Consider the following 25,232-nt stretch of genomic DNA (forward strand, 5'->3'; position numbering starts at 1 on the left):
AACCAGCGCGCCATCACCCCGACCCCGGGTTCATTGGGCGCCGAAGGGCGGGCCGATCAACTCTTCGCCGCCCTGGACGGGAGGGCCTGGCGCACCCGCACCGCCGGCACCGGGACCAAGGGCGAACGGCTCTACTCTTGGGCCAGGATCCGCATCAACGGCCCCGCCGAGACAGGGGAACACTGGCTGCTGGCCCGTCGCTCTCTGAACGACCCCACCGACCTGGCCTACTTCATCTGCCACACACCCGAGAACGTCACCCTGATCGAGCTGGCCCGGGTCGCCGGGGCCCGCTGGGCCATCGAGGAAACCTTCCAAACCTCCAAAGGCGAAACCGGGCTCGACCACTACCAGGTGCGGCAATATGGCGGCTGGTACCGGCACATCACCCTCTCCATGTTCGCCCACGCCTTCCTCAGCGTCATCCGCTCAAAAAAAGGGGCCCACATCCAGGCTCCGACCAGTTGGTAAGGCTCTCACTGCCCGAAATCAGGCACCTCATCACACGGATCGTCTGGCACCGGGAATCAGACCCCTGCCACGTGATCCGCTGCTCCCTCTGGCGACGAAAACATCAACACCGCGCCCAGCAATGCCACTACAAAGCCCGCGGTCACATCCCACAAACGCGACTGTAGTACTAAGGCGTGTCTCCTAATTCGTGTAACCAGACGATGATGGCGCTCAGGACAGCGCCGCCCCGGTAGGTGAGGGCGAGTTTGTCGTAACGGGTGGCGAGTCCGCACCACTGTTTGAGGGTGTTGAATGAGCGTTCGATGACGTTGCGGCGTTTGTAGGCTTCTTTGTCGAGGTCGACTGGGCGGCCACCGTTTCGTCCGCGGCGTTTCCGGTTCGCGACCTGGTCGGAGCGTTCTGGAATGACGACCTGGATGCCCCGTTTTCGCAGCATGGCCCGGTGCGCTTTGGCCGAGTAGGCCTTGTCCGCCAGCACCCGGTCGGGTCGGGTGCGGGCTCGTCCGGGTCCGATCCGGTCGACGCTGAGCGAAGCCATGATCTCCGGGAGCATGGGCGAATCGCCGCCTTGCCCGGTGCCCAGAAAGACCACGAGCGGGCGCATCTTTCCGTCGCAAAGCTGGTGGATCTTGGTGGTCAAACCACCGCGGGACCGGCCAATGGCATGATCAGGAGGCTCTTCCAGCAGATTCGTGTAAGTCGACAGAGCCCCCCGTGATGCGCGGAAGATTCGTCGCGTGTTGATGCGCCCGATTCACCGTCGAGTCCACCGACACCTCCCAATCGATCTTGCCCGCCGCATCGGCCTCGGCCAGCAACCGGGCCAGAACACTGTTCCAGGTGCCATCGCCGCTGAATCGCCGATGACGCTTCCACACCGTCTGCCACGGACCAAAAGTCTCGCGTAGATCTCGCCACGGAATCCCCGCCCGATACCGGTAAATGATGCCCTCCATCACCCGCCGGTGGTCCTGAAACGGGCGACCAGGACGACCAGACGATGACGGCATCAACGGCTCGATCCGAGCCCACTCACTCTCAGACAACACAGCAGTACGAGACATGCGCCAATTCTGCCAAAAACACTCACCAGGCTTTAGAAGACACGCCCTAGTGGGGCGGCGTGTGACCCAGCAGGGCCGCGACCGTGGCCGGCACGGCCTCGGCCACGTCGAGTGCGGTGATCGGGCCGCCGGCGGACGCCCGGATCGCGGCGAGCGAGTGGATGCGGGCAGCGGTGGCGGCGAGGTCGGTGAGCGCCTCGGCATCCGTGCGGATCGCCGCCGCGTGGGTGGCCAGCAGCGCGCCGATGATGCCGCCGAGCACGTCCCCGGAGCCGGCCGTCGCCAGCCAGACCGGCGAGCGCGACACCGTCAGCCGGGGGCCGGACGGGGACACGACTCGGGTGACGGACCCCTTGAGCAACACGGTGACGCCGAGCTCGGCGGCGGCACGCGTCGCCCAGTCCCCCGGGTCGGCGGCCACCTGGGCGCCGGTCACCTGCATCCCGTCCTGGGACAGGAGCCGGGCCAGTTCCCGGTAGTGCGGGGTGATCACCAGCGGCCCGGCCTGCCACCCCCGAGCCAGGTCCAGGGCGCCGGCGTCGCACACCGTCGGCAGTCCCTCGGCGAGCGCCGCCCGCAGCGCGGCCGTGGTCTGCTCATCCCGCTGGTCGGCGTTCATCCCCGACCCCAGCAGCCAGGCCTGCACCCGGCCGGGAACCGTGACGACCTCCGGCCGGCGCGCCAGCACGAAGTCGGCGGCGCGGGGCGGGCCCAGGTAGCGCACCATGCCGACGCCGGTGCGCATGGCCGCTTCGACCCCGAGCACCGCCGCGCCCGGATAGTCGTGACCGCCGGTCAGCACGCCGAGCACCCCGCGGGTGTACTTGTCATCCGTCGCCCGCGGCACCGCGATCCAGTCGCCCGCCTGCTCGGCGTCCCATTCCAGCCATCCCCGCGGTTCGCTCATGCACTCACGATAGGTTGTTTTGAGCACTGCGGGTCGGTCCTGCTGCCGACCCCAACCGACTCTGGGGGATTTCGTGGCCGCTGCCGCCCTGTTCGAACCGCTCACCCTGCGGGGCGTCACCATCCGCAACCGGATCTGGGCCGCGCCCATGTGCCAGTACTCGATCGAGGAGAAGGACGGCGTGCCCCGGGACTGGCACCTGGTGCACCTCGGGGCCATCGCCGCGGGCGGCGCCGGCCTGGTCATCGCCGAGGCGAGTGCCATCAGCCCCGAGGGCCGCATCACCGACCGCGACACCGGCCTGTGGAACGACGAGCAGGCGGCCGCCTGGTCCCGGATCGTCCGGTTCCTGCACGCCCAGGGGGCGAAGGCCGGCATCCAGCTGGCGCACGCGGGCCGCAAGGCGTCCGTCTGGCCGGCGTGGGGCAGCGACCGGCAGGGCACGGTGCCCACGGATGCCGGCGGCTGGCAGACCGTGTCGGCCTCCGACCTGCCGTTCCCGGGTTACGCCGCGCCCGCCGCCCTGGACGCCGCGGGCATCCGTGGCGTCATCGGCGACTTCGCCGCAGCCGCGCGCCGGGCGGTGGGCGCCGGGTTCGACGTGGTCGAGATCCACGCCGCGCACGGCTACCTGCTGCACCAGTTCCTGTCGCCGCTGAGCAACCGTCGCACCGACGAGTTCGGCGGGCCGCTGGCGAATCGGGCTCGGCTGCTGCTGGCCGTGGTGGCCGCCGTGCGCGCGGCGATCGGCGAGGACGTGCCCCTGTTCGTGCGGTTCTCCGCCACCGACTATGCGCCGGGCGGGTGGAACGAAGACGAGACCGCCGCGGTCGCCCGCTGGGCCGCCGACGCCGGAGCCGACTTCTTCGACATCTCCTCCGGCGGCAACGTGACCGGGGTGCGGATCCCGCTCGGCCCCGGCTACCAGGTGCCCCTCGCCCGCAAGGTGAAGGCCGAGGCGGATGTCCCGGTCAGCGCGGTGGGCCTGATCACGGAACCGGCACAGGCGGAGCAGATCCTCGCGTCCGGCCAGGCCGATGCGGTCATGCTGGGCCGGGAGCTGCTGCGCGACCCGCACTTCCCGCTGCGGGCCGCGCACGAGCTCGGGGTCAGCCTCGACTACTGGCCGCCGCAGTACCTGCGGGCCCGGTGGCCCGCCGCTTGAGCGGCGGCCGTCGACGCCGGTCAGAGCCGGCGGGTCGCATCCTGAACCTCGCCGACGAGCTCCTCGATGATGTCCTCCAGGAACAGCACGCCCTTCGTGGCGCCGACGGCGGTGAACGAGCGGGCCAGGTGCGCGCCTGAACGCCGCATGGTGGCGAGGGCGTCCTCCAGGTCGGTGTCCTCGAAGATGGACACCAGCTGACGGATGCGCTTGCCCGGGATGGGCTCCTGGTAACTGCCCTGCCCGGCCTGGGTCGCGGCGTCCCCGTCCAGGTCGATGACGTCCTTGAGGTGCACGTACCCGGTCGGTTCGCCGCCGTCGGTGACGATCACGTAACGGGAGAAGCCGTGCTTGGTGACGGCCCGCTCCACGTCGGCGGGGGTGGCCGTCTCCGGCAGACTGATCAGGCCGGCCAGGGGCACGGCGACATCCTTCACCTTGCGGGTGGTGAATTCGAAGGTCGCGCTGAGCGCCCCGGTGCCGTCCCTCAACACGCCCTCCCGGGTCGACTGGCTGACGATCGTGGCCACCTCGTCCAGCGTGTAGGTGCTCGTCGCCTCCTCCTTGGGCTGAACCCCGAAGACCCGAAGCACCACGTTGGCCGTGGCGTTGAGCACCACGATCACGGGCTTGACCAGGCGGCCGAAGAACACCAGCGGCGGCGCGAGGATGAGGACGGCCTTGTCGGGGATGGAGAACGACAGGTTCTTGGGCACCATCTCCCCGAACACGACGTGCAGGTAGGAGACCAGCAGCAGGGTGATGGCGAACGCGATGGCGGTGATCGCCTCCTCCGGCAGCCCGGTCGCGCCGAGGGGGATCTCGAGCATGTGGTGGATGGCCGGCTCGGAGACGTTCAGGATCAGCAGCGAGCACACCGTGATGCCGAGCTGCGTGGTGGCCAGCATCAGTGTGGCGTGTTCCATCGCCCAGAGGGCCGTGATGGCCCTGATCTTGCCGGCCTCGGCCAGCGGTTCGATCTGGGACCGGCGCGCGGAGATGACCGCGAATTCGGCCGCGACGAAGAAGGCGTTGCCGGCGAGGAGCACGACCAGCCAGACGAGTCCCATCCAGTCACTCATGATTACTCACCCCGCCCTGTTTCCGTGCCGCTGATTCGTCTGTGCCCGCCTCGTCCGTAGCCGGCGTGTCGGGGGTGAACCGGAGCCGGTCGATGCGCCGGCCGTCCAGCCGTTCCACCGACAGCTCTCCGGCGTCGAGGCGCACGGTGTCGCCGACCACGGGCAGGCGTCCCAGCTCGCTCATCACGAACCCGGCCACCGTTTCGTACGGCCCGTCCTCCGGCACGGCGACGCCGGTGCGTTCCAACAGCTCGTCCGGCCGGAGCATGCCGGGGAAGGTCAGCGAGGTCGGGGACAGCACCACGCCGGCCCTGGCGCGGTCGTGTTCGTCGGCGACCTCCCCGACGAGTTCCTCGACCAGGTCCTCCAGGGTGGCCACGCCGGCCGTGCCGCCGTACTCGTCGACGACGATCGCCATCTGGTAGCCGCGGGCACGCAGCTCGACCAGCAGCCCGTCGAGTTTCATGGTCTCCGGCACGCGAATGGCCTCCGATTGGAGGGCCGACACCGGGACATCCGCCCGGCGGTGCCGGGGCACGGCCACCGCCTGCTTCACGTGCACGATCCCGACGATGTCGTCGACGCCCTCGTCGACGACGGGGAAACGGGAGTACCCGGTGCGGCGGGTGAGGTCGATCACCGCCTGGGCTGAGTCGGTGCGCTGCACGCTGGCCACGCGCGGACGGGGCGTCATCACGTCCGACGCCGTGTGCCCGGAGAACAGCAGGGTGCGGTGCAGCAGCGTCGCGGTGTCTTTCTCGAGCATCCCGGCGCTGGCCGAGCGGCGCAGCAGGGAGGAGAGCTCCTCGGCGGTGCGGGCGCCGGAGAGTTCCTCCTTCGGCTCGATTCCGATGGAGCGCAGCACGCCGTTGGCGCTGCCGTTGAGCACGACGACCGCGGGCTTGAACACGGTCGTGAACAGCGTCTGGAACGGGATGACCAGTTTCGCGGTCTGGACCGGCAGCGCGAGGGCGAAGTTCTTCGGAACCAGTTCGCCGATGATCATCGACGCCAGCGTCGCCAGGACGACCGCGGTGGTGACCGCGACCACCGGGACGACCGCCGCCGACAGGCCCAGGGCCGTCAGGGGCGGGGAGAGCAGGGCGCTCAGGGCCGGCTCCATCGTGTAACCGGTGAGCAGGGTGGTGAGCGTGATGCCGAGCTGGGCGCTGGACAGGTGCGTGGAGGTGATCTTCAGGGCCGAGATCGTCAGGCCGAGACGGGTCTCCCCGCGGTCGCGGCGGGCTTCGAGCTCCGACCGGTCCAGGTTGACCAGGGCGAACTCGCTCGCGACGAACAGGCCGGTGCCGACCGTGAGGAGGAGCCCCGCGCCGAGCATGAGCCACTCAAACATGGCCACCGCCGAACGGGATCAGGATCGTGATCAGGGGCGAGTGACCGTTCGAGTGACGAGAACAGTGGCTGGGCGAATTCGCAGGAGGGGGGTCGTCCATTATTCCGCTAAGTCTACTGCGCGCGGCCGACGCTCGCGGCCGGGCTCACCAGCAGGGCTCACCAGCCGGGCCCACCAGGGCTCACCAGGAGACGGGCAGCGCCTTGCCCTCCTCGTAGCCCGCGGCCGACTGGATGCCGACCCGCGAACGGGCGTGGAACTCCTCCACGTTGGTCGCACCGGCGTAGGTGAACGAGCTGCGCAGCCCGGAGGTGATCATGTCGAGCAGATCCTCGACCGAGGGCCGCAGCGGGTCCAGGTAGATCTTCGAGCTGGAGATGCCCTCGGCGAACAGGGTCTTGCGGGCCAGGTCGTACGCGTCCAGGCGGTCGAAGCGCTCGCGTACGGCCTTGGTGGATGCCATCCCCCAGCTTTCCTTGTAGAGGCCGCCGGCCGCATCCCGGTCCAGGGCGCCGGGCGCCTCGATCGTTCCGGCGAACCACGAGCCGATCATCACGGATGCCGCGCCCGCGGCGAGCGCGAGCGCCACGTCACGCGGGTAGCGCACCCCGCCGTCGGCCCAGACGCGCGCGCCGAGCTCGCGCGCGGCGACCGCGCTCTCCAGCACGGCGGAGAACTGGGGCCGGCCCACGGCCGTCATCATCCGGGTGGTGCACATGGCGCCGGGGCCCACACCGACCTTCACGATGGTGGCGCCGGCTCCGACCAGGTCGCCGACGGCATCCGCCGTCACGACGTTGCCGGCCACGATCGGGATCCCCAGTCCGAGATCCGCGACGATCTTGATCGCCCGCAGCATGCCGTCCTGGTGGCCGTGCGCGGTGTCGATCACGAGCACGTCGACCCCGGCGGCGACGAGGGCGATCGCCTTGGCCGCTATGTCGCCGTTGATGCCGACCGCGGCGGCGACCCGGAGGCGTCCGTGGGCGTCCAGCGCGGGCTGGTAGAGCGTGGAACGCAGCGCGCTCTTGCGGCTGAGCGTGCCGATGATGGCGCCGTGGTGCAGCACGGTGGCGAAGTCGAGATCGGCGTCGGTCATCACGTCGAAGGCGCGGCGCGGGCCCTCGATATCGTCGGCGTCGAGGGAGGTGAGGTTGCCGTGCAGCAGGTCGCCGAGCAGCGCGTCGGGCAGGGCCGTGGCCAGGCGGGACGCGTCGATGCAGCCCAGGTAGGTGTCGTCCCGGTCGTTGATGACCAGCCCCTGGCCGGCGACCGGCGGCACCTGGCGCAGCGCCAGCGCCACGGTGTCGTCCGGACCGAACACGAAGGGGGTGTCGAACCGGGTCGACTGGGCCTTCACCCAGCGGATGGCAGCGTCGAGGTCCTGCAGGTGCATGTCCTGCGGCAGCACTCCCAGGCCGCCGCGGCGTGCCAGGGAAGCCGCGAGGCGGTGCCCGGTGACCGAGTTCATGTTCGCGGAGACGATCGGGATCGTGGCGCCGGTGCCGTCGCCCGGAGCGAGGGAGACATCGAGGCGGCTGGTGACCGCCGACTGGCTCGGCACCAGGAAAACGTCCGAATACGTGAGGTCGTGGCTGGGAACCGCTCCATAGAACTGCATGGAAATAACGCTAGCGCCCCGCGCGGATGCCCGCAGCCATGCCCGATGGGATTAGGCTGAATGGGCAGACCGATCCGGGCCTTCGTGTGCGCCCGGTACATTCAAAATCAACGTAGAGAGTGGGAACCGGCTGTGTCAAGCCAGTTGACCGGTAGTGGATCCGACGAGACCAGGTCGGGTGAATTCGGAGCGAACGAGTGGCTCGTCGATGAGTTGTACGAGCGGTACCTCGTCGACAAGAACCTGGTGGACGAGTCCTGGTGGCCCGTCCTCGAGAGCTACCACCAGACCGCGAACGGAGCGGCTGCCGCAACCGGCGCCCCCGCAGCCGGCGCCGAGACCGCACTGACCGCCGCGGCTGCCGAGGCGCCGAGCGCCGCAGCGCCGGCCGCCGCGACACCGGCCGCCGAGCCGGCCTCGAGCACGTCCTCCGTCCCGGTCGTGGGCGGGCAGCGCACCGCGCGCACCACGTCCAGCGCCCCCAAGCCGGTCCCCGTGCCGGCCGACGCTCCGCTCAGCGCCCCGCAGCCCGTCGTGGCCGCCGAGGCCGTGGATGTCGTCACTCCCCTGCGCGGCATGTCCAAGAGCCTGGCCGCGAACATGGCGACCAGCCTGACGGTACCGACGGCCACGAGCGTGCGCACCATCCCGGCGAAGCTCCTGATCGACAACCGCATCGTGATGAACAACCACATGCGCCGGTCCCGCGGCGGCAAGGTCTCGTTCACGCACCTGATCGGCTGGGCCCTGATCCAGGCGCTCAAAACGTTCCCCAGCCAGAACGTCTATTACAACGAGATCGACGGCAAGCCCTCGGTCATCGCCCCGGCCCACGTCGGCCTCGGCATCGCGATCGACCTGCCCAAGCCCGACGGCACCCGGTCGCTCATGGTCCCGGCCCTCAAGCGCGCGGACACGATGACGTTCGGCGAGTACCTGGCTTCTTACGAGGACCTCGTCACCCGGGCCCGCAAGAACAAGCTAACGGCGGATGACTTCTCCGGCGCCACGGTCTCCCTGACCAACCCGGGCGGAATCGGCACCGTGCACTCGGTGCCGCGCCTGATGAAGGGCCAGGGCTGCATCATCGGCGCCGGCGCGCTCGACTACCCGGCCGAGTTCCAGGGCTCCAGCGTCAAGACCCTCACCGGTCTCGCCATCTCCAAGACCATCACGCTGACCAGCACCTACGACCACCGGGTGATCCAGGGCGCCGGCTCGGGCGAGTTCCTCAAGATCGTGCACGAGCTCCTGATCGGCCAGCACCACTTCTACGAGGACATCTTCGCCGCGCTGCGCATCCCGTACGACCCCATCCACTGGGCGCCGGACATCAGCGTCGACCTGGCCAGTGCCGTCGACAAGACCGCCCGCGTGCAGGAACTGATCAACGCGTACCGCGTGCGCGGCCACCTGATGGCCGACATCGACCCGCTCGAGTACACGCAGCGCACCCACCCTGACCTCGACATCTCGAACCACGGCCTGACCTTCTGGGACCTGGACCGCGAGTTCGTCACCGGCGGGTTCGGCAGCAAGCGCCTGATGCTCCTCCGCGACATCCTCGGCGTGCTCCGCGACTCGTACTGCCGCACCACGGGCATCGAGTACATGCATATCCAGGACCCTGCCCAGCGCAAGTGGATGCAGGAAAAGATGGAGAAGTCGTACGTCAAGCCGACGCACGACGAGCAGATGCGCATCCTGGGCAAGCTCAACGAGGCCGAGGCCTTCGAGACCTTCCTGCAGACCAAGTACGTCGGCCAGAAGCGGTTCAGCCTCGAGGGCGGCGAGTCCACCATCGCGCTGCTCGACTCCGTCCTGCAGGGCGCTGCGGATGCCGGCCTCGACGAGGTCTGCATCGGCATGGCCCACCGCGGCCGCCTGAACGTGCTGACCAACATCGCCGGCAAGACCTACGGCCAGATCTTCCGTGAGTTCGAGGGCACGCAGGACCCGCGCACCGTTCAGGGCTCGGGCGACGTCAAGTACCACCTCGGCACGGAGGGCGTGTTCCGCGCCGCCAACGGCGACGAGATCCCGGTCTACCTGGCCGCGAACCCGTCCCACCTGGAGGCCGTCGACGGCGTGCTCGAAGGCATCGTGCGGGCCAAGCAGGACCGCAAGCCGATCGGCACGTTCTCCACGCTCCCCGTCCTCGTCCACGGCGATGCCGCCATGGCCGGCCAGGGGATCGTGCTGGAGACCCTGCAGATGTCCCAGCTGCGCGGCTTCCGCACCGGCGGCACCATCCACCTCGTCGTCAACAACCAGGTCGGCTTCACCACCCTGCCCGGCGACGGACGAACCTCGGTCTACTCGACCGACGTCGCCAAGACCATCCAGGCGCCCATCTTCCACGTCAACGGGGATGACCCGGAAGCCGTGGTGCGGGTCGCCGAGCTCGCCCTGGCCTACCGCCAGGAGTTCAAGCGCGACGTGGTCATCGACCTGGTCTGCTACCGCCGCCGCGGCCACAACGAGGGCGACGACCCGTCGATGACGCAGCCGCTGATGTACAACCTGATCGAGGCCAAGCGCTCGGTCCGGAAGCTGTACACGGAGGCCCTCGTCGGACGTGGCGACATCACCCAGGAAGAGTACGAGGCCGCCCACGCCGACTTCCAGGACCGCCTCGAGCGCGCATTCATGGAGACGCACGCCGCGCAGTCCTCGTCGATCCCGATCGTCGGCGCCGGCGCCTCGCACGGCCTGGGCGGCAGCCCGGCGCAGGACGAGGCGGTCGGCGAACCGGCCACGACCGGAGTCCCGGAAGCGGTCGTCCACCTGATCGGTGACGCCTTCATGAACAAGCCCGCCGGCTTCACCGTGCACAATAAGCTGCAGCAGCTGATGCAGAAGCGCCAGGACATGAGCCGGGGCGGCAACATCGACTGGAGCTTCGGCGAACTACTCGCCCTCGGCTCCCTGCTGGTCGAGCGCACCCCGGTGCGCTTCGCCGGCCAGGATGCCCGCCGTGGCACGTTCGTGCAGCGCCACGCGGTGCTCCACGACCGCGTCAACGGCCAGGAATGGCTGCCGCTGGCCAACCTCAGCGAAGACCAAGCCCGGTTCTGGATCTACGACTCGCTGCTCAGCGAATACGCGGCCATGGGCTTCGAGTACGGCTACTCGGTGGAACGCGCCGACGCCCTCGTGCTCTGGGAGGCGCAGTTCGGCGACTTCGCCAACGGTGCGCAGACGGTCATCGACGAGTTCGTGTCCTCCGCCGAGCAGAAGTGGGGCCAGCGGTCATCCGTCGTGCTGCTGCTGCCGCACGGCTACGAGGGCCAGGGCCCCGACCACTCCTCCGCCCGGATCGAGCGCTACCTGCAGCTGTGCGCGGAAGACAACATGACCGTCGCCCGCCCGTCGACGCCGGCCTCGTACTTCCACCTGCTGCGCCGCCAGGCGTACATGCGTCCGCGGCGCCCGCTGATCGTGTTCACCCCGAAGTCGATGCTGCGCCTGCGCGGAGCGACCAGCCCGGTGGCCGATTTCACCACCGGCAGATTCGAACCGGTCATCGACGACGCCCGGATCACCGACCGGTCCCAGGTCAAGCGGGTGCTGTTCATGGCCGGCAAGCTGTATTACGACCTGCTCGCCGAACTCGACAAGAACCCGAACCCCGAGATCGCCCTGGTGCGGATGGAGCAGTACTACCCGCTGCCCGCATTCGAACTCAAGCAGATCGCGGACCAGTACCCGAATGCCGAACTGGCCTGGGTGCAGGACGAACCGGAGAATCAGGGAGCCTGGCCGTTCTTCTACCTGGAGACGAACAAGCTGGGCCCGCGGCCCGTGACTCTCTTCTCCCGCGCCGCCTCGGCGTCGCCGGCAGCCGGATCGGCCAAGCGGCACGCGGCGGAGCAGGCCGACCTGCTGAGCCGGGCGCTCACCGTCTAGCCCGCTCACCGTCTAGCCTGCTCACCGTCAGGCCCGAGAACGCTCGAGACGGAGGGACCGCACCGATTGGTGCGGTCCCTCCGTCGTTCAATCGATGTTGTCCGCGTGGGCCGCGGGTCCTAGGCTGGCCACAACACCACCGACGAGGAGATCCGGCATGCCGACCCGAGACACAACCCGAACCGGCGAACCCTGCTGGGCTGACCTGATGACCTCCGACCCGGCCCGGGCGCGGGAGTTCTACACCCGCCTCTTCGGCTGGACCGCGAGCGATTCCGGCGAGGAGTACGGCGGCTACGTCACCTTCCGCCTGGGCGACGCCGACGTGGCCGGCATGATGGGCCAGGACGCGGATTCGGACCGGCCTGACGCCTGGACCACCTATCTGGCCGTGACGGATGCCGACGCCACCGTCGCCGCCGCCCGGGACGCCGGCGCCCAGGTGCTGGCCGAACCGATGACCATGGGTGACATGGGACGGATGGCCACCCTGCTCGACCCGTCCGGCGCCGCCGTCGGGCTGTGGCAGCCGATCGAGTTCACCGGTTTCGGCAGGATCGAGGAAGCGGGAACCCCGGTTTGGCACGAGCTGAACACCACCAACTACGCCGCCGCCCTGCGGTTCTACGAGAGCGTCTTCGGCTGGACGCCCGTCTCGCTCAGCGACACAGACGAATTCCGGTACAGCACCGTCGGACCCGACGGGAACCAGGTCACCGGGATCTTCGACGCGTCCGCCCACCTGCCGCACGAGGTGCCGTCGCACTGGCAGCTCTACCTGGGCGTGACCGATGTCAAGGCCGCCGCCCGCCGGGTCGACGAGTTGGGCGGCACCGTGCTGCACGACCCCTGGGAGTCCGAATTCGGCACTTTCGCCCGGGTCGCGGACCCGACCGGCGCCGTGTTCGTGCTCGGCTCCGTCGATCGGCCCTCGGTCGACCAGCAGAACGTCGACTGACCGCCGACTCGGGTCCCGGGGTCAGCCCGGGATCGGTCCGGGCTCAGTGCCCGGACTGGATGGTGCGCAGTTTCAGCAGCACCTGGTCGCGCAGGTCCTCGGGGGCCATCTCGCGGCAGGCGCGCTGCACGGCCTCGGTCAGCGTACGGCCGACCAGGTGCTCGTCGTTGCAGTCCGCGCAGTGCGCGAGGTGTTCCCGGATGTCGGAGGCGTCCGCTCCGCAGAGTTCGTTGTGCAGGTATTCCTCGAGTTCGGCCTTGGCCTTCTCGCATCCACAGTCGGTCATGCTGGTGTGCTCCTGTTGTGAGTCTGGCCCGTCCCCGCAGTGCCCAGCCCGCGCTCCTGGGCGTAGCCGGCCAGCAGGTCGCGAAGGAGTCGTCGGCCACGATGCAGGCGGCTCATCACGGTGCCAATGGGTGTTTTCATGATTTCGGCGATCTCCTGGTACGAGAATCCCTCGACGTCGGCGAAGTAGACGGCCAGCCGGAAGTCTTCCGGGATGGACTGCAGCGCGTCCTTGACGGCGCTGTCCGGGAGGTGGTCGATGGCCTCGGCCTCGGCCGACCGGTTCGACATGGCCGTGCGCGACTCCGCGCCGCCGAGCTGCCAGTCCTCGAGGTCGTCGATGGTCCCCTGGAACGGCTCGCGCTGCTTCTTGCGGTAGGTGTTGATGAAGGTGTTGGTCAGGATCCGGTATAACCACGCCTTCAGGTTGGTGCCCTGTTCGAACTGGGCGAAGGCGGCGAAGGCCTTCACGAAGGTGTCCTGCACCAGGTCCTGCGCGTCCGAGGGATTGCGTGTCATGCGCATGGCCGCGGCGTACAGCTGGTCGATAAAGGGCAGTGCCTGCTCTTCGAACAGGTCTCGCATTTCGATCGCGTCGGTTGTCATCACCGACAATCCTAAGCGCTCGTCGAGATCGGGCCCGGGTCGCTCCAGCACCATGGACAACGTCACGTGTACCTCCCTCAACCTTTCGTCACCGACTATCCTGATAACCGATGTTGATCTCGAGATATTCCAAGCCTGAGTTCGATCCGTACGGCGACTCGTCGCCGGAGCAGACGGATGCCCGCTGGCCCGCGCCCACGGCCACCGGGCCGCTCTCGGCAACGGTGTCCCTGCCGGGGTCCAAATCACTCACCAACCGGGAGCTCGTCCTCAGTGCCCTCGCCGGGCATCCGTCTGTGCTGCGCTCCCCCCTGCACTCGCGGGACAGCGACCTGATGGTCGCCGCCCTGCGCCAGCTCGGCACGACCGTGGAGGAGGTGCCAGGGGAGGGCGAGTTCGGCCCCGACCTGCGGATCACCCCGGGCGAACTGTTCGGGTCGACGACCATCGACTGCGGCCTGGCCGGCACCGTGATGCGCTTCCTGCCGCCGGTCGCGGCGCTCGCCCTCGGCCCGACCACCTTCGACGGTGACGCGGGCGCGCGCCTGCGGCCGATGAAGACCACGATCTCGTCCCTGCGCGCCCTCGGCGCGGACATCAACGACGATGGCCGCGGCGCGCTGCCCTTCACCGTCCACGGCACCGGCAGCCTCGACGGCGGCGAGATCACCATCGACGCGTCCACGTCCAGCCAGTTCGTCTCCGGCCTGCTCCTGGCCGCCCCGCGCTTCGAGCGGGGCCTCCACCTCCGGCACGCGGGCGAACGCCTGCCGAGCATGCCGCACATCGAGATGACCATCGCCACCCTGGCCCGGCGCGGGGTCACCGTCGGCAGCCCCGCCGTGGGCGAGTGGATCGTGGCACCCGCCCCGATCGCCGGCGCCGAGATCGACATCGAGCCTGACCTCTCCAACGCGGCCCCGTTCCTGGCCGCGGCCCTGGTCGCCGGGGGCAGCGTCACCATCACCGGCTGGCCAGAGTCCACCACCCAGGTCGGCGCCGACCTGGCCGAGCTGCTGCCCCTGTTCGGCGCCACGGTCAGCCGCAGCGGGGACCGCCTCACCGTCACGGCCGGCGAGCGCCTCCGGGGCGTGCAGCTCGACCTGTCGACCGGCGGGGAGCTGGCCCCCGCGCTGGTGGCCCTGGCCGCCCTGGCGGATTCGCCGAGCACGATCACCGGGATCGGCCACATCCGTCATCACGAGACCGACCGCCTGGCCGCCCTGGCCGCGGAGATTAACGGGCTCGGCGGTGCCGTGACCGAACTGCCCGACGGGCTTCAGATCGATCCACGCCCCCTGCACGGCGGCCCGTGGCGCACCTACGACGACCACCGGATGGCCACGGCGGGCGCCGTGATCGGCCTGGCTGTTCCCGGGGTGGAGATCGAGAACATCGGCACGACGGCCAAGACGCTCCCCCAGTTCGCGGACCTCTGGCAGACGCTCGCCTCCGGGGCCACGTCGTGACCTGGTGGGAGAGCGCCGACGATGACGAACCGGAATTCGACGAGTCCAGCGTGCGCGTGCGCCCGAACCGCAAGGGCAGCAAACCCCGCACCAAGACCCGGCCGGACCACGAGAACGCGCTGACCGGCCGCATCCTCTCCGTGGACCGCGGACGCTACACGGTCATGCTCGACGAGAACCTGTCCGCCGAGCGCCGGGTGACCGCCGCCCGCGCGAGCGAGCTGCGCAAGCAGGCCGTGGTCACCGGCGACCGCGTCGACATCGTCGGCGACACCAGCGGGGCGGCGGGCAGCCTGTCCCGGATCGTGCGGATCGTGCCGCGGGTGACGCTGCTCCGGCGCAGCGCCGACGACACGGATGCCGTCGAGCGCGTGATCGTCGCCAACGCCGACCAGATGCTGATCGTGGTGGCCGCGGCCAACCCGGAGCCGCGCATCCGCCTCGTCGACCGGTACCTCGTCGCCGCGTACGACGCGGGCGTGTCCCCGATCCTCTGCATCACGAAAACCGACCTGGCCGACCCCGCCGTGTTCCTCAGCAACTTTGCGGGCCTCGACCTGCCCGTCTTCGAGAGCCGCGACGACGCCATGCCGCTCGCGGAGATCTCGGCCGCCCTGGCCGGGCACGACACCGTCTTCGTCGGTCACTCCGGCGTCGGCAAGTCCACCCTCGTGAACGCGCTCGTCCCCGACGCGCATCGCGCCGTGGGCGTCGTGAACACGGTGACCGGCCGGGGCCGGCACACCTCCTCCTCGACCATCTCGCTGCGACTGGAGACGGATGCCGGCCGCGGCTGGGTCATCGACACGCCGGGCGTGCGCTCCTTCGGGCTCGGCCACATCAACACCGACAACATCCTGAAGGCGTTCACCGACCTCGCCCAGATCGCGCTCAAGTGCCCGCGCGGCTGCACCCACCTGCCCAACTCGCCCGACTGCGCCATCAACGAGGCCGTCGCGGCTGGCAAGCTGGGCGAGACCGGCAAGGCCCGCCTGGACTCCCTGCAGCGCCTGCTGGCCACCTTCGCCGCCGTCCCCGGCCACTGACCCCTCTTCCCGCCGCCCCTGCCCCTACCCAATTCGACGGAGATTTTGCTGCTACAAGCCGCTTTTGCGCCGATCCGGCCTGTTTGGCCCAAAATCTCCGTCGAATTCGTTCGGTAGCGTGGGGGCATGACGGAATCCACGCGCCTCGCGGCCGGCGACCAGGCCCCCCAGTTCACCCTGACCGACCAGGACGGGACCGCCGTCTCGCTGTCCGATTTCGCCGGTTCGAAGGTCGTCGTGTACTTCTACCCGGCGGCGATGACTCCCGGCTGCACCAAGCAGGCCTGCGATTTCCGTGACAACCTCGCTTCGCTGGCCTCTGCCGGTTACCGCGTGCTCGGGGTGTCGAAGGATGCGCCGGCCAAGCTGAAGAAGTTCCAGGAGACCGACGAGCTCACCTTCCCCCTACTCAGTGACGCCGACCTCGCCGTGCACCGAAGCTACGGCGCCTGGGGCGAGAAGAACCTGTACGGCAAGACCGTCACCGGAGTGCTGCGGTCGACCTTCGTGATCGACGAGGCCGGCGCGATCGCGCTGGCCCTCTACAACGTGAAGGCCACCGGACACGTCGCGAGCCTGCGCAAGAAGCTGGGCCTCGCCGCCTGATCCGGGAACGCCTCTCAGCCGCCTGAGGATGGCCCTGAGGGGCCCTGCGGCACCGAGTACCGGCCGTGCGGCGCCTCGGGATCGCTGAACGGTCAGCGGATGCCGTGGGCGTCCTGGTGCTCCGGCGCCTGGCGTTACTCGGGCGCGGGGGTCGTCGTCTCGGCGATCACGCGCGGTGTGAACAGCAGGCCGAGCACGACGATCGAGGGAAGCAGCAGGGCCCAGCCGAGGTCGGGCCGGGCGTACAGGCCCTGGAAGCAGCCGACGGCCACCGCGATCTGCACCAGCTGCCAGGTCACGGCCGCACCGCGGATCCAGGACCGGCGCCGCAGGGAGTTGACGGCGACCGCACTCACCCACGCGGCCGCGACGACCACCAGGACCAGGATCGCGATGGCGCTGGCGAGGGAGGTCGGTGTGGCGGTCAGCAGCTCGAGGATGAGCCAGACGACGGCCACCCAGAGGAGGGCAGCCTCTGCCCAGAGGAGGGCTGCCAGAAGCACCACGGCGCGCGGGCGGCGCACCCCACCGGCCCCGTCGGCGGCGTCCCGGCTGTGGTCTGACCTTGAATTCACAGAGATATCCCATACAGAACTATTGATTTGACTCCACCATTATGCGACCATAATTGAGGCCCGGTTGACGCTCACAGGGACGTGAGTCGATCTGATTGTGTAGATCCGTTACCCTTCCTGCAACCGGCAGCCTCTCATCTTCGGCCAATCGGCCAGGCATCCCTGCAATCAAGGAGCATCTCTATGGACTGGCGCGACAAAGCTGCCTGCCTCACAGCCGACCCGGAATTGTTCTTTCCGGTAGGCAACACTGGACCCGCGGTGGACCAGATCGAGAAGGCAAAATCCGTCTGCGCACGTTGCAACGTCACCGAGGTGTGCCTCCAGTACGCGCTCGAGACCGGCCAGGACTCAGGCGTCTGGGGTGGCCTTAGCGAAGACGAGCGCCGCGCCCTCAAGCGCCGCGCCGCCCGGGCCCGTCGCGCGTCCTAGCGCACGCCCCCCGCGGCCTCACCGCTGCACCGGGGACATGAAGAAAGGCCCGGCTGACCAGCCGGGCCTTTCTTCATGTCCCCGGTGGCCCGGGGCTACGCCTCGCGCATGTACCGCAGTGGGATCTCGATGGTGACCTCGGTTCCGCTGCCCATCATGGTGTGCCAGTCGATGCTGCCGCTGAGCTCGCCCTGGATCAGGGTGCGCACGATCTGGGTGCCCAGCCCCGACCCGACCTTGCCCTCCGGCAGTCCCGATCCGTTGTCGCGGACCCGCACGGTCAGGGTCTCCTCGTTGCGCTCGGCCTCGATCGACACCTCGCCCTCGCGCCCGGCCAGGCCGTGCTCCACGGCGTTGGTCACGAGCTCGGTCAGCGCCAGGGCCAACGGGGTCGCGTAGGAGCTCGGCAGGATGCCGAAACTGCCCGACGATTTCGGATGCGCCGTCGTGTTGTGCGCGGACGCCACCTCCATGATCAGCAGCAGGACACGGTCGAACACCACATCGAAGTCCACCTTCTGGTTGAGGCCCTCGGAGAGCGTGTCGTGCACGACGGCGATGGCCGCCACCCGGCGCATGGCCTGGTTGAGAGCTTCCCGGGCGGTGTCGGAGTGGGTGCGCCTGGCCTGGATGCGCAGCAGGGAGGCCACCGTCTGCAGGTTGTTCTTGACCCGGTGGTGGATCTCCCGGATCGTCGCGTCCTTCGTGATCAGTTCCCGCTCCTGGTGCCGCAGCTCGGTGACGTCCCGGCAGAGCACGATCGCCCCGATCCGCTCGCCCCGGTTGCGGATCGGGATGGCCCGCAGCGACACGGTGACCCCGCGCGCCTCGACGTCCGTGCGCCACGGCGCCCGGCCCGTCACGACCAGTGGCAGGGTCTCGTCGACGACGGCCGTGCCCGTGAGCAGGCTCGTGGTGACCTCGGCCAACGATTCCCCCTCCAGCTCCTCGATGAAGCCCATCCGGTTGAAGGCGGAGAGTGCGTTCGGGCTGGCGAACGTGGTCACGCCGTCGACGTCCAGCCGGATCAGCCCGTCGGAGGCTCGCGGAGCACCGCGGCGGGGGCCGGTGGGCGCGCCCAGATCGGGGAAATCGCCCGACGCGATCATGGCGAAGAGGTCGTTGGCGCAGTCGTTGAAGGTGAGCTCCTGGCGGCTGGGCGTGCGGGCCTCACTCAGGTTGGTGTGCCGGGTGAGGACCGCCACCGGCGCATCCGAGATTTGCGACCCGGTCGAGGAGAGCCGTCGCCTGACCGGGATCGCCCGCACCCGGGTCGGGGTCTCCTCGTACCAGTCCGGCGCCGTGGTGTCGACGATCTTGGCCGTCTCGAAGGCCTCGGTGACCTGCTGGCGCCATTCCACCTTGATGGCCTGGCCCACGAAGTCGCGGTAGAACAGGGTGGCGGCGCTGGAGGGCCTGGCGTGGGCGACCGCGACGAAACTGCCGGTGCTGCTGGGCACCCAGACCACGATGTCGGCGAAGGCAAGGTCGGCGAGGAGCTGGCCGTCCGCGACGAGCATGTGGAGCCAGTCCACGTCCTCCGCGCTGCTGCGGCCCTGGGCAAGTACGAGATTACTGAGCGTCGACACGGTCAATAGCCTAGATGGCCCGGCTGCCCGCCGACATCACCGAAGGTGAGAGAGCGTGAATTGGGCCATGCTGTGCTTATGAGCACAGCGAATGGAAAGCCCGATCGCACCCTGATTATCATCCTGTCCGTGATCGCGGTCCTCGTGGTGGTGGCCCTGGTCGCGGTCTTCACCCGCGGCGAACCCCAGGCGCTCGATCCGGGGACCCCGGAAGGAGTCGTGCAGGGCTACGCCACGGCGGTCATCGACGGCGACGAACAGGCCGCCGGCGAGTTTCTGACCGAGGACGCTTTCTCGGGCTGCGAGAAGTTCGACCGTTCGCCCACGGGTGACCTCCGGGTCACCCTGGTGTCGACCACCGAACGAGCCGAATCCGCCGACGTGAAGGTATCCATCGTCACCTCGTCCGGGAACGGTCCCTTCGGCGCCGACGAATACGAGACGGAAGGCGTGTTCGATCTGGTCAAAGTGAACGGCGACTGGCTGATCGACGACACCCCGTATGAACTCATGATCTGCCCGAACCCGAAGGCGGCCTCATGATGGCCAGCATCGTGCTCCTGCTCCTGATCGCCGTGATCGGCGCCGGCATCGCCGGGATCGTGATCGCGGCGCGTAAATCGTCCGCCTCCGGGCAGAGCGCGGCGCAGCCCACCGCGCGGCGGGTGATCGTCTTCATCCTGCTCTTCGCGCTGGTCGTGATCGCGGCGATCGGCCTGAGCGGGGTGCTCGGGCGCCTTCTCGACGCCGGAAACGCGCTCGTCTCCGGCGATATCACCGGGCTCGCCCGATCCCTGGCTTTCACCCTGATCGCCGGGCCCTTCGCCGCCGTGCTCTGGTGGGTGTTGTGGCGGCGGATGGGTGACGGCCAGGAGCGGTCTTCCATTGCCTGGGGGCTGTATCTGGCCGGCATGTCCACGGTCTCGCTCGTGACCGCCACCAGCGCCCTGCTGGCCACGGCGGCCGCCCTCGTGCGCACCGACTGGCAGCCGCTCATCTTCGCCACCGGCGTGGTCTGGGCCGGGGTGTGGGCCTGGCACCAGTGGATGTCCCGGCACAAGACCAAGAGTCCCACCCAGCTCGTGTCTGTGGCCCCCGTCCTCGGCTCGGTGTTCGGGCTTGTGGTCGCGGTGGGCGGCGCCGTCACGGCGCTCGCTTCCCTGATCGACGCGGCCGTCGACGCCTTCGGGTCCAGCGTCACGGTGGGCGAGCCCTGGTGGCGGCTGACCCTGCAGGCGCTGGTCTGGTTCGCCGGCGGCGCGTTCGTGTGGTGGTGGCAGTGGATCCGCAACCGGGCCAAAGACCTGCGCGGCGGGCTCGCCGACGTGACTCTGGTGCTCGTCGGGGTGGCCGGGGCCGCGATTCTGACCCTGACCGGTGCCGGTACCGTATTGTTCCTGCTCCTCCGGCTCGCTTTCGATCGCACTGACCCGATCACCGCCATGCTCGATCTCCTCGGTGCCGGCCTGGCCGCGGCCGCCGTCGGCGCGCTGGTCTGGAGTTACCACTGGCGTCTCACCCTGGCCCGCTCGGGCACCACCCGGATGGCGACGCAGCTGGTGACCTCCGGTATCGGCCTGGTCGCCGCCGCATCCGGGCTGGGCGTGGTGGTGAACGCGATCCTCGCCGCCCTGACCACCTCGTTGGCCGGCTCCGACACGCGCACCCTCCTGCTGGGCGGCATCAGCGCGCTGCTGGTGGGCGGTCCGGTGTGGTGGGTCGCCTGGAAGCCGGCGACCCCCGTCGCCCCGGACCGGATCGCCGCCACGGGCCGGCGGGTGTACCTGATCCTGGTGTTCGGGGTCAGCGCCGCCGTCGCCATCGTCACGCTTCTGGTGAACGGCTACCGCATCTTCGAATTCGCCCTCGGGGACGTCACCGGCCAGAGCCTGCTCGATCGGGTGCGGGCGCCGCTGGGCCTGCTCGTGGCCACCGGCCTCGCCGCCGGGTACCACTTCTCCGTGTGGAGGCGGGACCGTTCCGAGATCGCCGAGGTCCCCCGCCGGGCCCGCACCATCGGCCGGGTGTTCCTGGTGACGGGTGCGGACCCGGCACCGCTTGTGCGGGCGATCGACGAGGCCACCGGGGCATCCGTCACGGTGTGGCGCCGCTCCGACGCGGTGGGTGACACGGCATCCGTGGAACAGCTCACCCAGGCGCTCCACGGCGTCACCGGCCACAGGGTGATGGTCGTCACGGGTCCCGGGTCCCGGATCGACGTCGTTCCCCTGCAGGACTGACCCCGGGCCGGACCGACCCCAGGCTCAGCCGGCGACGGCCGGCCGGCGCCACCACGTTTCCCTCCGGCGCCGGCTTGCGGCGGGCGCGGGGACGGGCAGGAGTTCCGTGCGGACGAACCGGCGGATGCTGGCTCGCGCCGGCGACTTCGGCGCGGCGTCCCGCAGGGTGCGGCCCGCGACGATGGCCGCATCCGCCCCCTGCTGGTCATGCGGGACCAGGATCGGGGACTCGATTCCGCCGAAGCGGCGCAGGGCAGACACCACCTGGCCGTTCGGGTCCAGTCCGACCGCTCCCCGCCGCACCCGATTCATCACCACGCTGATCCGGCTGGTCGTGACCACCTCGGCCAGGTCCACCCAGGCGCGCAGGAACCGGGCCATTCCGACCGGGTCGGCCAGGCCGCACGCGACCACGTGGTCGGCGCACCGGAGTCCGGTGAGGGTGGCCGCATTGCGCCGGGGGGCGAACAGGTCGCTGGAGATCTCCTCGTCGCTCTCGAGACTGAAGCCGGTGTCGAGCACGACATAGTCGACCCACCGGCGCAGTTCGTCGATGGTGCGGGTGACCCGTTCGGCGGAGAGCTCCGGCCAGCGGGACGGCCGGCCGATCCCGGTGAGCACCCAGAAGGCGCCCTGGGGCGTGTTGTAGCGCTGCGCAACGCGTTCGAGCTCGGACTGGGTGAGGCTGTCCGTGCCGGCCAGCCGGCACGCCGCCGCGAACCCGGGGGCCTCGTCGAGCATGCCCAGGGCTGGGGCGACCGAGCCGCTGTACGTGTCGATGTCGGCCAGGACGACGGTGTGCCCGACCGCGGCGATTTCGGCCGCGATGTTGATGGCCAGGGTGGTTCGGCCCGGAGCTCCGGAGGGACCCCACACCGCGATCACGGCGCCGGGCCGGGTCCCGGCCAGGGCCCGCGGGTCGCCGACCCGCAGCGGGATGGCGACGCCGTGAATGATCAGGTCCTCGATCTCCGACCAGTCCGTGGCGGCATCCAGCACGTCGAGCAGCCCGAGGCCGGCCGCATGGCGGCGGTCCTGATCGGATGCGGCGAGCGCGATCAGCCGCGCCCCCTGGGTATCGCAGGCGGCGATCAGGTCCGCCGTGAGGGTTGTCCGGGCGGCGCCGACCAGCACGATCTCCGGGGCGCTCTGGCGCAGCGCGAGGATGAGCTCGCCCGCCGACGCCGAGCGGGCGACGATCACATGGCCCCGCTCGATCAGGTCCACCAGCAGTCGGTCTTCCGTGTGCCGGTCCAACGCCAGCGCGAGGGTGGCCACGGCTACTCCCCCAGGGGCGCGTTGACGGGCACCACGGCGATCGCGTCCCGGTTCGCGATCGACTCGAGCACGGCCGCGACGGTGTCCTTGGGCACCAGGACCTCCAGCGAACGGATGCCCGACGTGGCGGCGAGCCCGGACGGTTCGATGAGACGCACGACCGCGGCCCGCCCGACCAGCACCGTGGGCGGCCCGTATGCCGCCTGCCCGGTGGAACGCGACGACCAGACGTCGACCACGGAGCCCGGTCCGATGCTGGCGGCGAGGCTGCTCGTCAGCTCTACCACGATGCTGGTCGACTCGGCGCCGCTGGTGCGCCCGACGGCGGACGCCGGCACGAGCTCGCCGGCCGCGATGGTTCGGGTCACCAGCAGGCCCTCCTGCGGCAGCCGGTCGGGCGTCACGTAGAGGGCATCGGCCGACCCGAGGCGAACCCGGGTGGCCACCAGGTCGGACGCCTCGACGTGGTCTCCCACGGCGAGGGTGGACCGGGCGGCGAACACGGCCGTGGTCTGGTCGCTTCCCGCCACAATCCAGTAGACCCCCACGACGGCCGCGACGACGAGCACCAGGCCGATCGCGAATCGGGGGTCGAACCAGAATCGCTGGCCTGTGCTCTTCGCCGGCTTGCTCACCACGCCTGCCTCCCGTTCGATGGGGTGTCCGTGAGTCCATCGTCGTCGTCTTCTCCCCCACGCGGGAGAGTTATCCACAGCCGCAACCCGCCCTGCCCACTGCGATCACGCGGAGACGCATAATCGTTTCCATGAACGATTCAGCGGGTGCCACCGGTGTGGGACGTTTCCTCACCGTCGCCGACACGGCCGAGATCCTGTCGTTGTCGGTGGGCGAGGTGCTGGAGCTGGTGCGCACCGGCGAGCTCCCGGCCATCCGGCTCGGCGCTGCCACCACCGTCGGCGCTGTCGGTACCGGCCCGGCCGGGGTATGGCGGGTCGAGCGCGTGGTCCTCGAGTCCTTCATCGAGGCCAAGTACGAGGAGGCCCGGCGCATGTCCCTGTGGCAGCAATCCGACTTCGGCAACATCCCCGAGCTGTCCGGCGGCACCATCATCCGCCCCGACAGTGACGTCACGCGGGGAATGGACGACCGCTAGGGCAACCGCACGAGCTGAATCTCGGTGATCGGCACAATCCGGTACTGGTGCACCGCCGACTCCCGGCGCAGCGTTCCCGCTGCGTGCACCGCCAGGTCGACGTGATCACGGCCGACCCGGTCGATGGTTCCGCGGAGCGGCCCGGAACGCGTGTGCACCTCGATGTTCGCGCGCCGCCGGCACAGGTCGCGGAGCACGAAGGGCAGCCCGATGCGGTCGACGAGCCGCACGGCCGATTCCGGCTCGGTGACGAGCGAGTCGGGGATCTCGTCGCGTCGCACGATCACCCCGGCGACCGCCGCGAGCGGGAGGACACACTGCGCGCCCGTGGACCCCGCGTCGAGGAGGTCCGCGGCCAGCCAGTCCCGGCCGAACGTCGTCGGTCGGAGGGTCAGCGTCTCCCCCGACGCCAGCACCACCCGGAGCACGCCGGCCCCGAGGCCCGAGGCTCGCGCCAGACCGGTCAGCCGGTTGCGCAGGGAGAGCCGGCCGAGTCGGAGCCGTTCCTCTTCCGCGCGCAGGTCAGTCTCCTCGGCGTTCAGCTCGTGTTCGAGCTGCCCCTCGAGATCGTCGAACAGATTGTCCCAGCGCACACACCGAAGCTAGCGCCCGCCACCGACGGATCGCTCCGGTTATCCACAGGGCTTATAAGCCCTCGACACCATGCTGCCCAGCTGGTTGAGTAGCGCCCAAGGACTCCACCCCCACTGCGGGGGTGTCCGGTGATCCACCCGAACGCCGGCACCACCCGACGGCCCGCGCAGACCCTGTCACGGCCGGCGGACTCACGCACCCGGAGGAGTCATGAGCGATCCAGCCGCCAGCACGGCACAGACCCCCGCCTCCCGCTCCCGCGGCGAGAAATTCCAGGCCGATGACTTCTTCGGCCATCAGCCGAGTTCCCGGGCCCAGCTGCCCGACCCGGAACCGCTCCTGATCAACCTCGCGCGCTGCGTGATCGAGGTCCTGGCCGGAGCGAGGGAACTCGACCAGCTCGCCCGGTGGGTCAGCGACGACGTCTACCGGCACCTGCTCAAACGGGTCGTCCTCTCCGCCCGGGCACGCGCCGTCAAGGGGCAGCGGGCCCAGCGACCAGCCATCACGATCGGCCGGGTCACCATCTCGGAGCCACGGGACGGCGTGATCGAGGCCGTGGTGATCGTGCACAGCAAGGTGAGGGTGCGCGCGGTGGCGATCCGGTTGGAGGGTTTGGACAAGCGCTGGCGGGCCAGCGCGATCAACGTGCTGTGACTCGCAGCTGAAGAAAAAACGCCCTCGTCGCAGGGACGAGGGCGTTCTTCCACGACCCGGCGGGTGCTACTTCTTGCCCTGGGACCGTCGTTCGGCGCGGTTGACGGGCGCCGGGTCGGAGGTGTCGCGCTGGCCGAACGCGCCGCGCTGGGCGGGCGCCGGGGCGGCATCCGTCTCGTCGGCGGCGGGGGTGGCGGCGCCGGCCCG

Annotated in this window: 23 protein-coding genes and 1 pseudogene; 12 read left to right on the plus strand and 12 right to left on the minus strand. The window is 69.7% G+C overall.

Going from position 1 to position 25,232, the window contains the following annotated elements:
- Nucleotides 1-471 (plus strand): annotated as a pseudogene (locus E3T37_RS07350) (hypothetical protein); the annotation flags it as partial.
- A gap of 169 nt (nt 472-640) precedes the next feature.
- Here the strand turns inward: E3T37_RS07350 and E3T37_RS07355 are convergent.
- Nucleotides 641-1,538 (minus strand): IS5 family transposase gene (locus tag E3T37_RS07355; RefSeq protein ID WP_134366158.1). Its coding sequence is split into 2 segments (ribosomal slippage): nt 641-1,186 and nt 1,188-1,538, totalling 897 coding nucleotides; the frame shifts between segments, so codons are not numbered across the junction.
- A gap of 46 nt (nt 1,539-1,584) precedes the next feature.
- The gene (locus E3T37_RS07360; protein WP_134366159.1) at nt 1,585-2,445 is read right to left on the minus strand and encodes an ADP/ATP-dependent (S)-NAD(P)H-hydrate dehydratase; all 861 of its coding nucleotides are present in this window, start codon (nt 2,443-2,445) and stop codon (nt 1,585-1,587) included.
- Between the two features lie 73 nt (nt 2,446-2,518).
- On the opposite strand from E3T37_RS07360, the gene E3T37_RS07365 reads away from it, so the two are divergent.
- On the plus strand, nt 2,519-3,610 hold the full coding sequence (locus E3T37_RS07365) for an NADH:flavin oxidoreductase/NADH oxidase (protein ID WP_134366160.1): 1,092 nt from the start codon (nt 2,519-2,521) through the stop codon (nt 3,608-3,610).
- Nucleotides 3,611-3,630: 20 nt separating this feature from the next.
- On the opposite strand, the gene E3T37_RS07370 is transcribed toward E3T37_RS07365, so the two are convergent.
- The 3 genes from E3T37_RS07370 to E3T37_RS07380 form a co-directional block, all read right to left on the minus strand.
- Nucleotides 3,631-4,692 carry a hemolysin family protein gene (locus tag E3T37_RS07370; RefSeq protein ID WP_134366161.1) on the minus strand — a complete coding sequence of 354 codons (1,062 nt, stop codon included), beginning with the start codon at nt 4,690-4,692 and terminating at the stop codon, nt 3,631-3,633.
- Nucleotides 4,685-6,046, minus strand: coding sequence for a hemolysin family protein (locus E3T37_RS07375; protein WP_134366162.1), 1,362 nt, complete (start codon nt 6,044-6,046; stop codon nt 4,685-4,687). Before E3T37_RS07375 ends, E3T37_RS07370 begins: the two co-directional genes overlap by 8 nt.
- Nucleotides 6,047-6,227: 181 nt before the next feature.
- On the minus strand, nt 6,228-7,667 hold the full coding sequence (locus E3T37_RS07380) for a GuaB1 family IMP dehydrogenase-related protein (RefSeq protein ID WP_134366163.1): 1,440 nt from the start codon (nt 7,665-7,667) through the stop codon (nt 6,228-6,230).
- 132 nt (nt 7,668-7,799) lie between these two features.
- On the opposite strand from E3T37_RS07380, the gene E3T37_RS07385 reads away from it, so the two are divergent.
- Together E3T37_RS07385 and E3T37_RS07390 are read left to right on the plus strand one after the other, a co-directional pair.
- On the plus strand, nt 7,800-11,576 hold the full coding sequence (locus tag E3T37_RS07385) for a multifunctional oxoglutarate decarboxylase/oxoglutarate dehydrogenase thiamine pyrophosphate-binding subunit/dihydrolipoyllysine-residue succinyltransferase subunit (protein ID WP_174844094.1): 3,777 nt from the start codon (nt 7,800-7,802) through the stop codon (nt 11,574-11,576).
- A 157-nt stretch (nt 11,577-11,733) separates the two neighbouring features.
- Nucleotides 11,734-12,534 (plus strand): VOC family protein, encoded by an 801-nt coding sequence (locus E3T37_RS07390; RefSeq protein ID WP_134366165.1) that lies wholly within the window; start codon nt 11,734-11,736, stop codon nt 12,532-12,534.
- A 43-nt stretch (nt 12,535-12,577) separates the two neighbouring features.
- Here the strand turns inward: E3T37_RS07390 and E3T37_RS07395 are convergent, their stop codons facing one another.
- Both E3T37_RS07395 and E3T37_RS07400 read right to left on the minus strand, forming a co-directional pair.
- Complete coding sequence (locus E3T37_RS07395; RefSeq protein ID WP_134366166.1) at nt 12,578-12,820, minus strand: zf-HC2 domain-containing protein; 243 nt, start codon at nt 12,818-12,820, stop codon at nt 12,578-12,580.
- Nucleotides 12,817-13,425, minus strand: a complete 609-nt coding sequence (locus E3T37_RS07400; RefSeq protein WP_179954737.1) for a sigma-70 family RNA polymerase sigma factor — start codon at nt 13,423-13,425, stop codon at nt 12,817-12,819. Before E3T37_RS07400 ends, E3T37_RS07395 begins: the two co-directional genes overlap by 4 nt.
- Nucleotides 13,426-13,535: 110 nt before the next feature.
- Here E3T37_RS07400 and aroA point away from each other — a divergent pair, with 110 nt between their 5' ends.
- The 3 genes from aroA to bcp all read left to right on the plus strand — a co-directional run bounded on the left by aroA (nt 13,536) and on the right by bcp (nt 16,546).
- Nucleotides 13,536-14,894 carry a 3-phosphoshikimate 1-carboxyvinyltransferase gene (gene aroA, locus E3T37_RS07405; protein WP_134366167.1) on the plus strand — a complete coding sequence of 453 codons (1,359 nt, stop codon included), beginning with the start codon at nt 13,536-13,538 and terminating at the stop codon, nt 14,892-14,894.
- Complete coding sequence (gene rsgA, locus E3T37_RS07410; protein WP_134366168.1) at nt 14,891-15,940, plus strand: ribosome small subunit-dependent GTPase A; 1,050 nt, start codon at nt 14,891-14,893, stop codon at nt 15,938-15,940. Before aroA ends, rsgA begins: the two co-directional genes overlap by 4 nt.
- Before the next feature lie 126 nt (nt 15,941-16,066).
- Nucleotides 16,067-16,546, plus strand: coding sequence for a thioredoxin-dependent thiol peroxidase (gene bcp / locus E3T37_RS07415; protein ID WP_134366169.1), 480 nt, complete (start codon nt 16,067-16,069; stop codon nt 16,544-16,546).
- Nucleotides 16,547-16,680: 134 nt separating this feature from the next.
- Here bcp and E3T37_RS07420 read toward each other — a convergent pair whose 3' ends face one another.
- Nucleotides 16,681-17,121, minus strand: a complete 441-nt coding sequence (locus E3T37_RS07420) for a hypothetical protein (RefSeq protein WP_241975989.1) — start codon at nt 17,119-17,121, stop codon at nt 16,681-16,683.
- A gap of 183 nt (nt 17,122-17,304) precedes the next feature.
- Between E3T37_RS07420 and E3T37_RS07425 the strand changes: the two genes are divergently transcribed.
- Nucleotides 17,305-17,553 carry a WhiB family transcriptional regulator gene (locus E3T37_RS07425; RefSeq protein WP_035837005.1) on the plus strand — a complete coding sequence of 83 codons (249 nt, stop codon included), beginning with the start codon at nt 17,305-17,307 and terminating at the stop codon, nt 17,551-17,553.
- A 95-nt stretch (nt 17,554-17,648) separates the two neighbouring features.
- On the opposite strand, the gene E3T37_RS07430 is transcribed toward E3T37_RS07425, so the two are convergent.
- Complete coding sequence (locus tag E3T37_RS07430; RefSeq protein WP_134366170.1) at nt 17,649-19,142, minus strand: sensor histidine kinase; 1,494 nt, start codon at nt 19,140-19,142, stop codon at nt 17,649-17,651.
- Between the two features lie 78 nt (nt 19,143-19,220).
- Between E3T37_RS07430 and E3T37_RS07435 the strand changes: the two genes are divergently transcribed.
- Entirely contained in the window at nt 19,221-19,685 is a 465-nt protein-coding gene (locus E3T37_RS07435; RefSeq protein ID WP_134366171.1) for a hypothetical protein, read from the plus strand.
- On the plus strand, nt 19,682-21,382 hold the full coding sequence (locus E3T37_RS07440; protein ID WP_241994547.1) for a DUF5671 domain-containing protein: 1,701 nt from the start codon (nt 19,682-19,684) through the stop codon (nt 21,380-21,382). The genes E3T37_RS07435 and E3T37_RS07440 overlap by 4 nt, the downstream gene beginning before the upstream one ends.
- A gap of 24 nt (nt 21,383-21,406) precedes the next feature.
- Here E3T37_RS07440 and E3T37_RS07445 read toward each other — a convergent pair whose 3' ends face one another.
- Together E3T37_RS07445 and E3T37_RS07450 are read right to left on the minus strand one after the other, a co-directional pair.
- On the minus strand, nt 21,407-22,660 hold the full coding sequence (locus tag E3T37_RS07445) for a regulator (protein ID WP_174776549.1): 1,254 nt from the start codon (nt 22,658-22,660) through the stop codon (nt 21,407-21,409).
- Nucleotides 22,661-22,662: 2 nt separating this feature from the next.
- Nucleotides 22,663-23,295 (minus strand): hypothetical protein, encoded by a 633-nt coding sequence (locus tag E3T37_RS07450; RefSeq protein ID WP_134366172.1) that lies wholly within the window; start codon nt 23,293-23,295, stop codon nt 22,663-22,665.
- A 131-nt stretch (nt 23,296-23,426) separates the two neighbouring features.
- Here E3T37_RS07450 and E3T37_RS07455 point away from each other — a divergent pair, with 131 nt between their 5' ends.
- Nucleotides 23,427-23,774 (plus strand): helix-turn-helix domain-containing protein, encoded by a 348-nt coding sequence (locus tag E3T37_RS07455; protein WP_134366173.1) that lies wholly within the window; start codon nt 23,427-23,429, stop codon nt 23,772-23,774.
- On the opposite strand, the gene E3T37_RS07460 is transcribed toward E3T37_RS07455, so the two are convergent.
- Nucleotides 23,771-24,367: a hypothetical protein gene (locus E3T37_RS07460; RefSeq protein ID WP_134366174.1), complete on the minus strand. Its 597-nt coding sequence runs from the start codon at nt 24,365-24,367 to the stop codon at nt 23,771-23,773. The two genes, E3T37_RS07455 and E3T37_RS07460, sit on opposite strands and share 4 nt — an antisense overlap.
- A gap of 211 nt (nt 24,368-24,578) precedes the next feature.
- Here E3T37_RS07460 and E3T37_RS07465 point away from each other — a divergent pair, with 211 nt between their 5' ends.
- On the plus strand, nt 24,579-25,025 hold the full coding sequence (locus E3T37_RS07465; RefSeq protein ID WP_241975985.1) for an Rv3235 family protein: 447 nt from the start codon (nt 24,579-24,581) through the stop codon (nt 25,023-25,025).
- Nucleotides 25,026-25,232 lie beyond the last annotated feature (207 nt).

Source organism: Cryobacterium sp. TMT2-10 (assembly GCF_004403075.1).
GTDB lineage: Bacteria > Actinomycetota > Actinomycetes > Actinomycetales > Microbacteriaceae > Cryobacterium > Cryobacterium shii.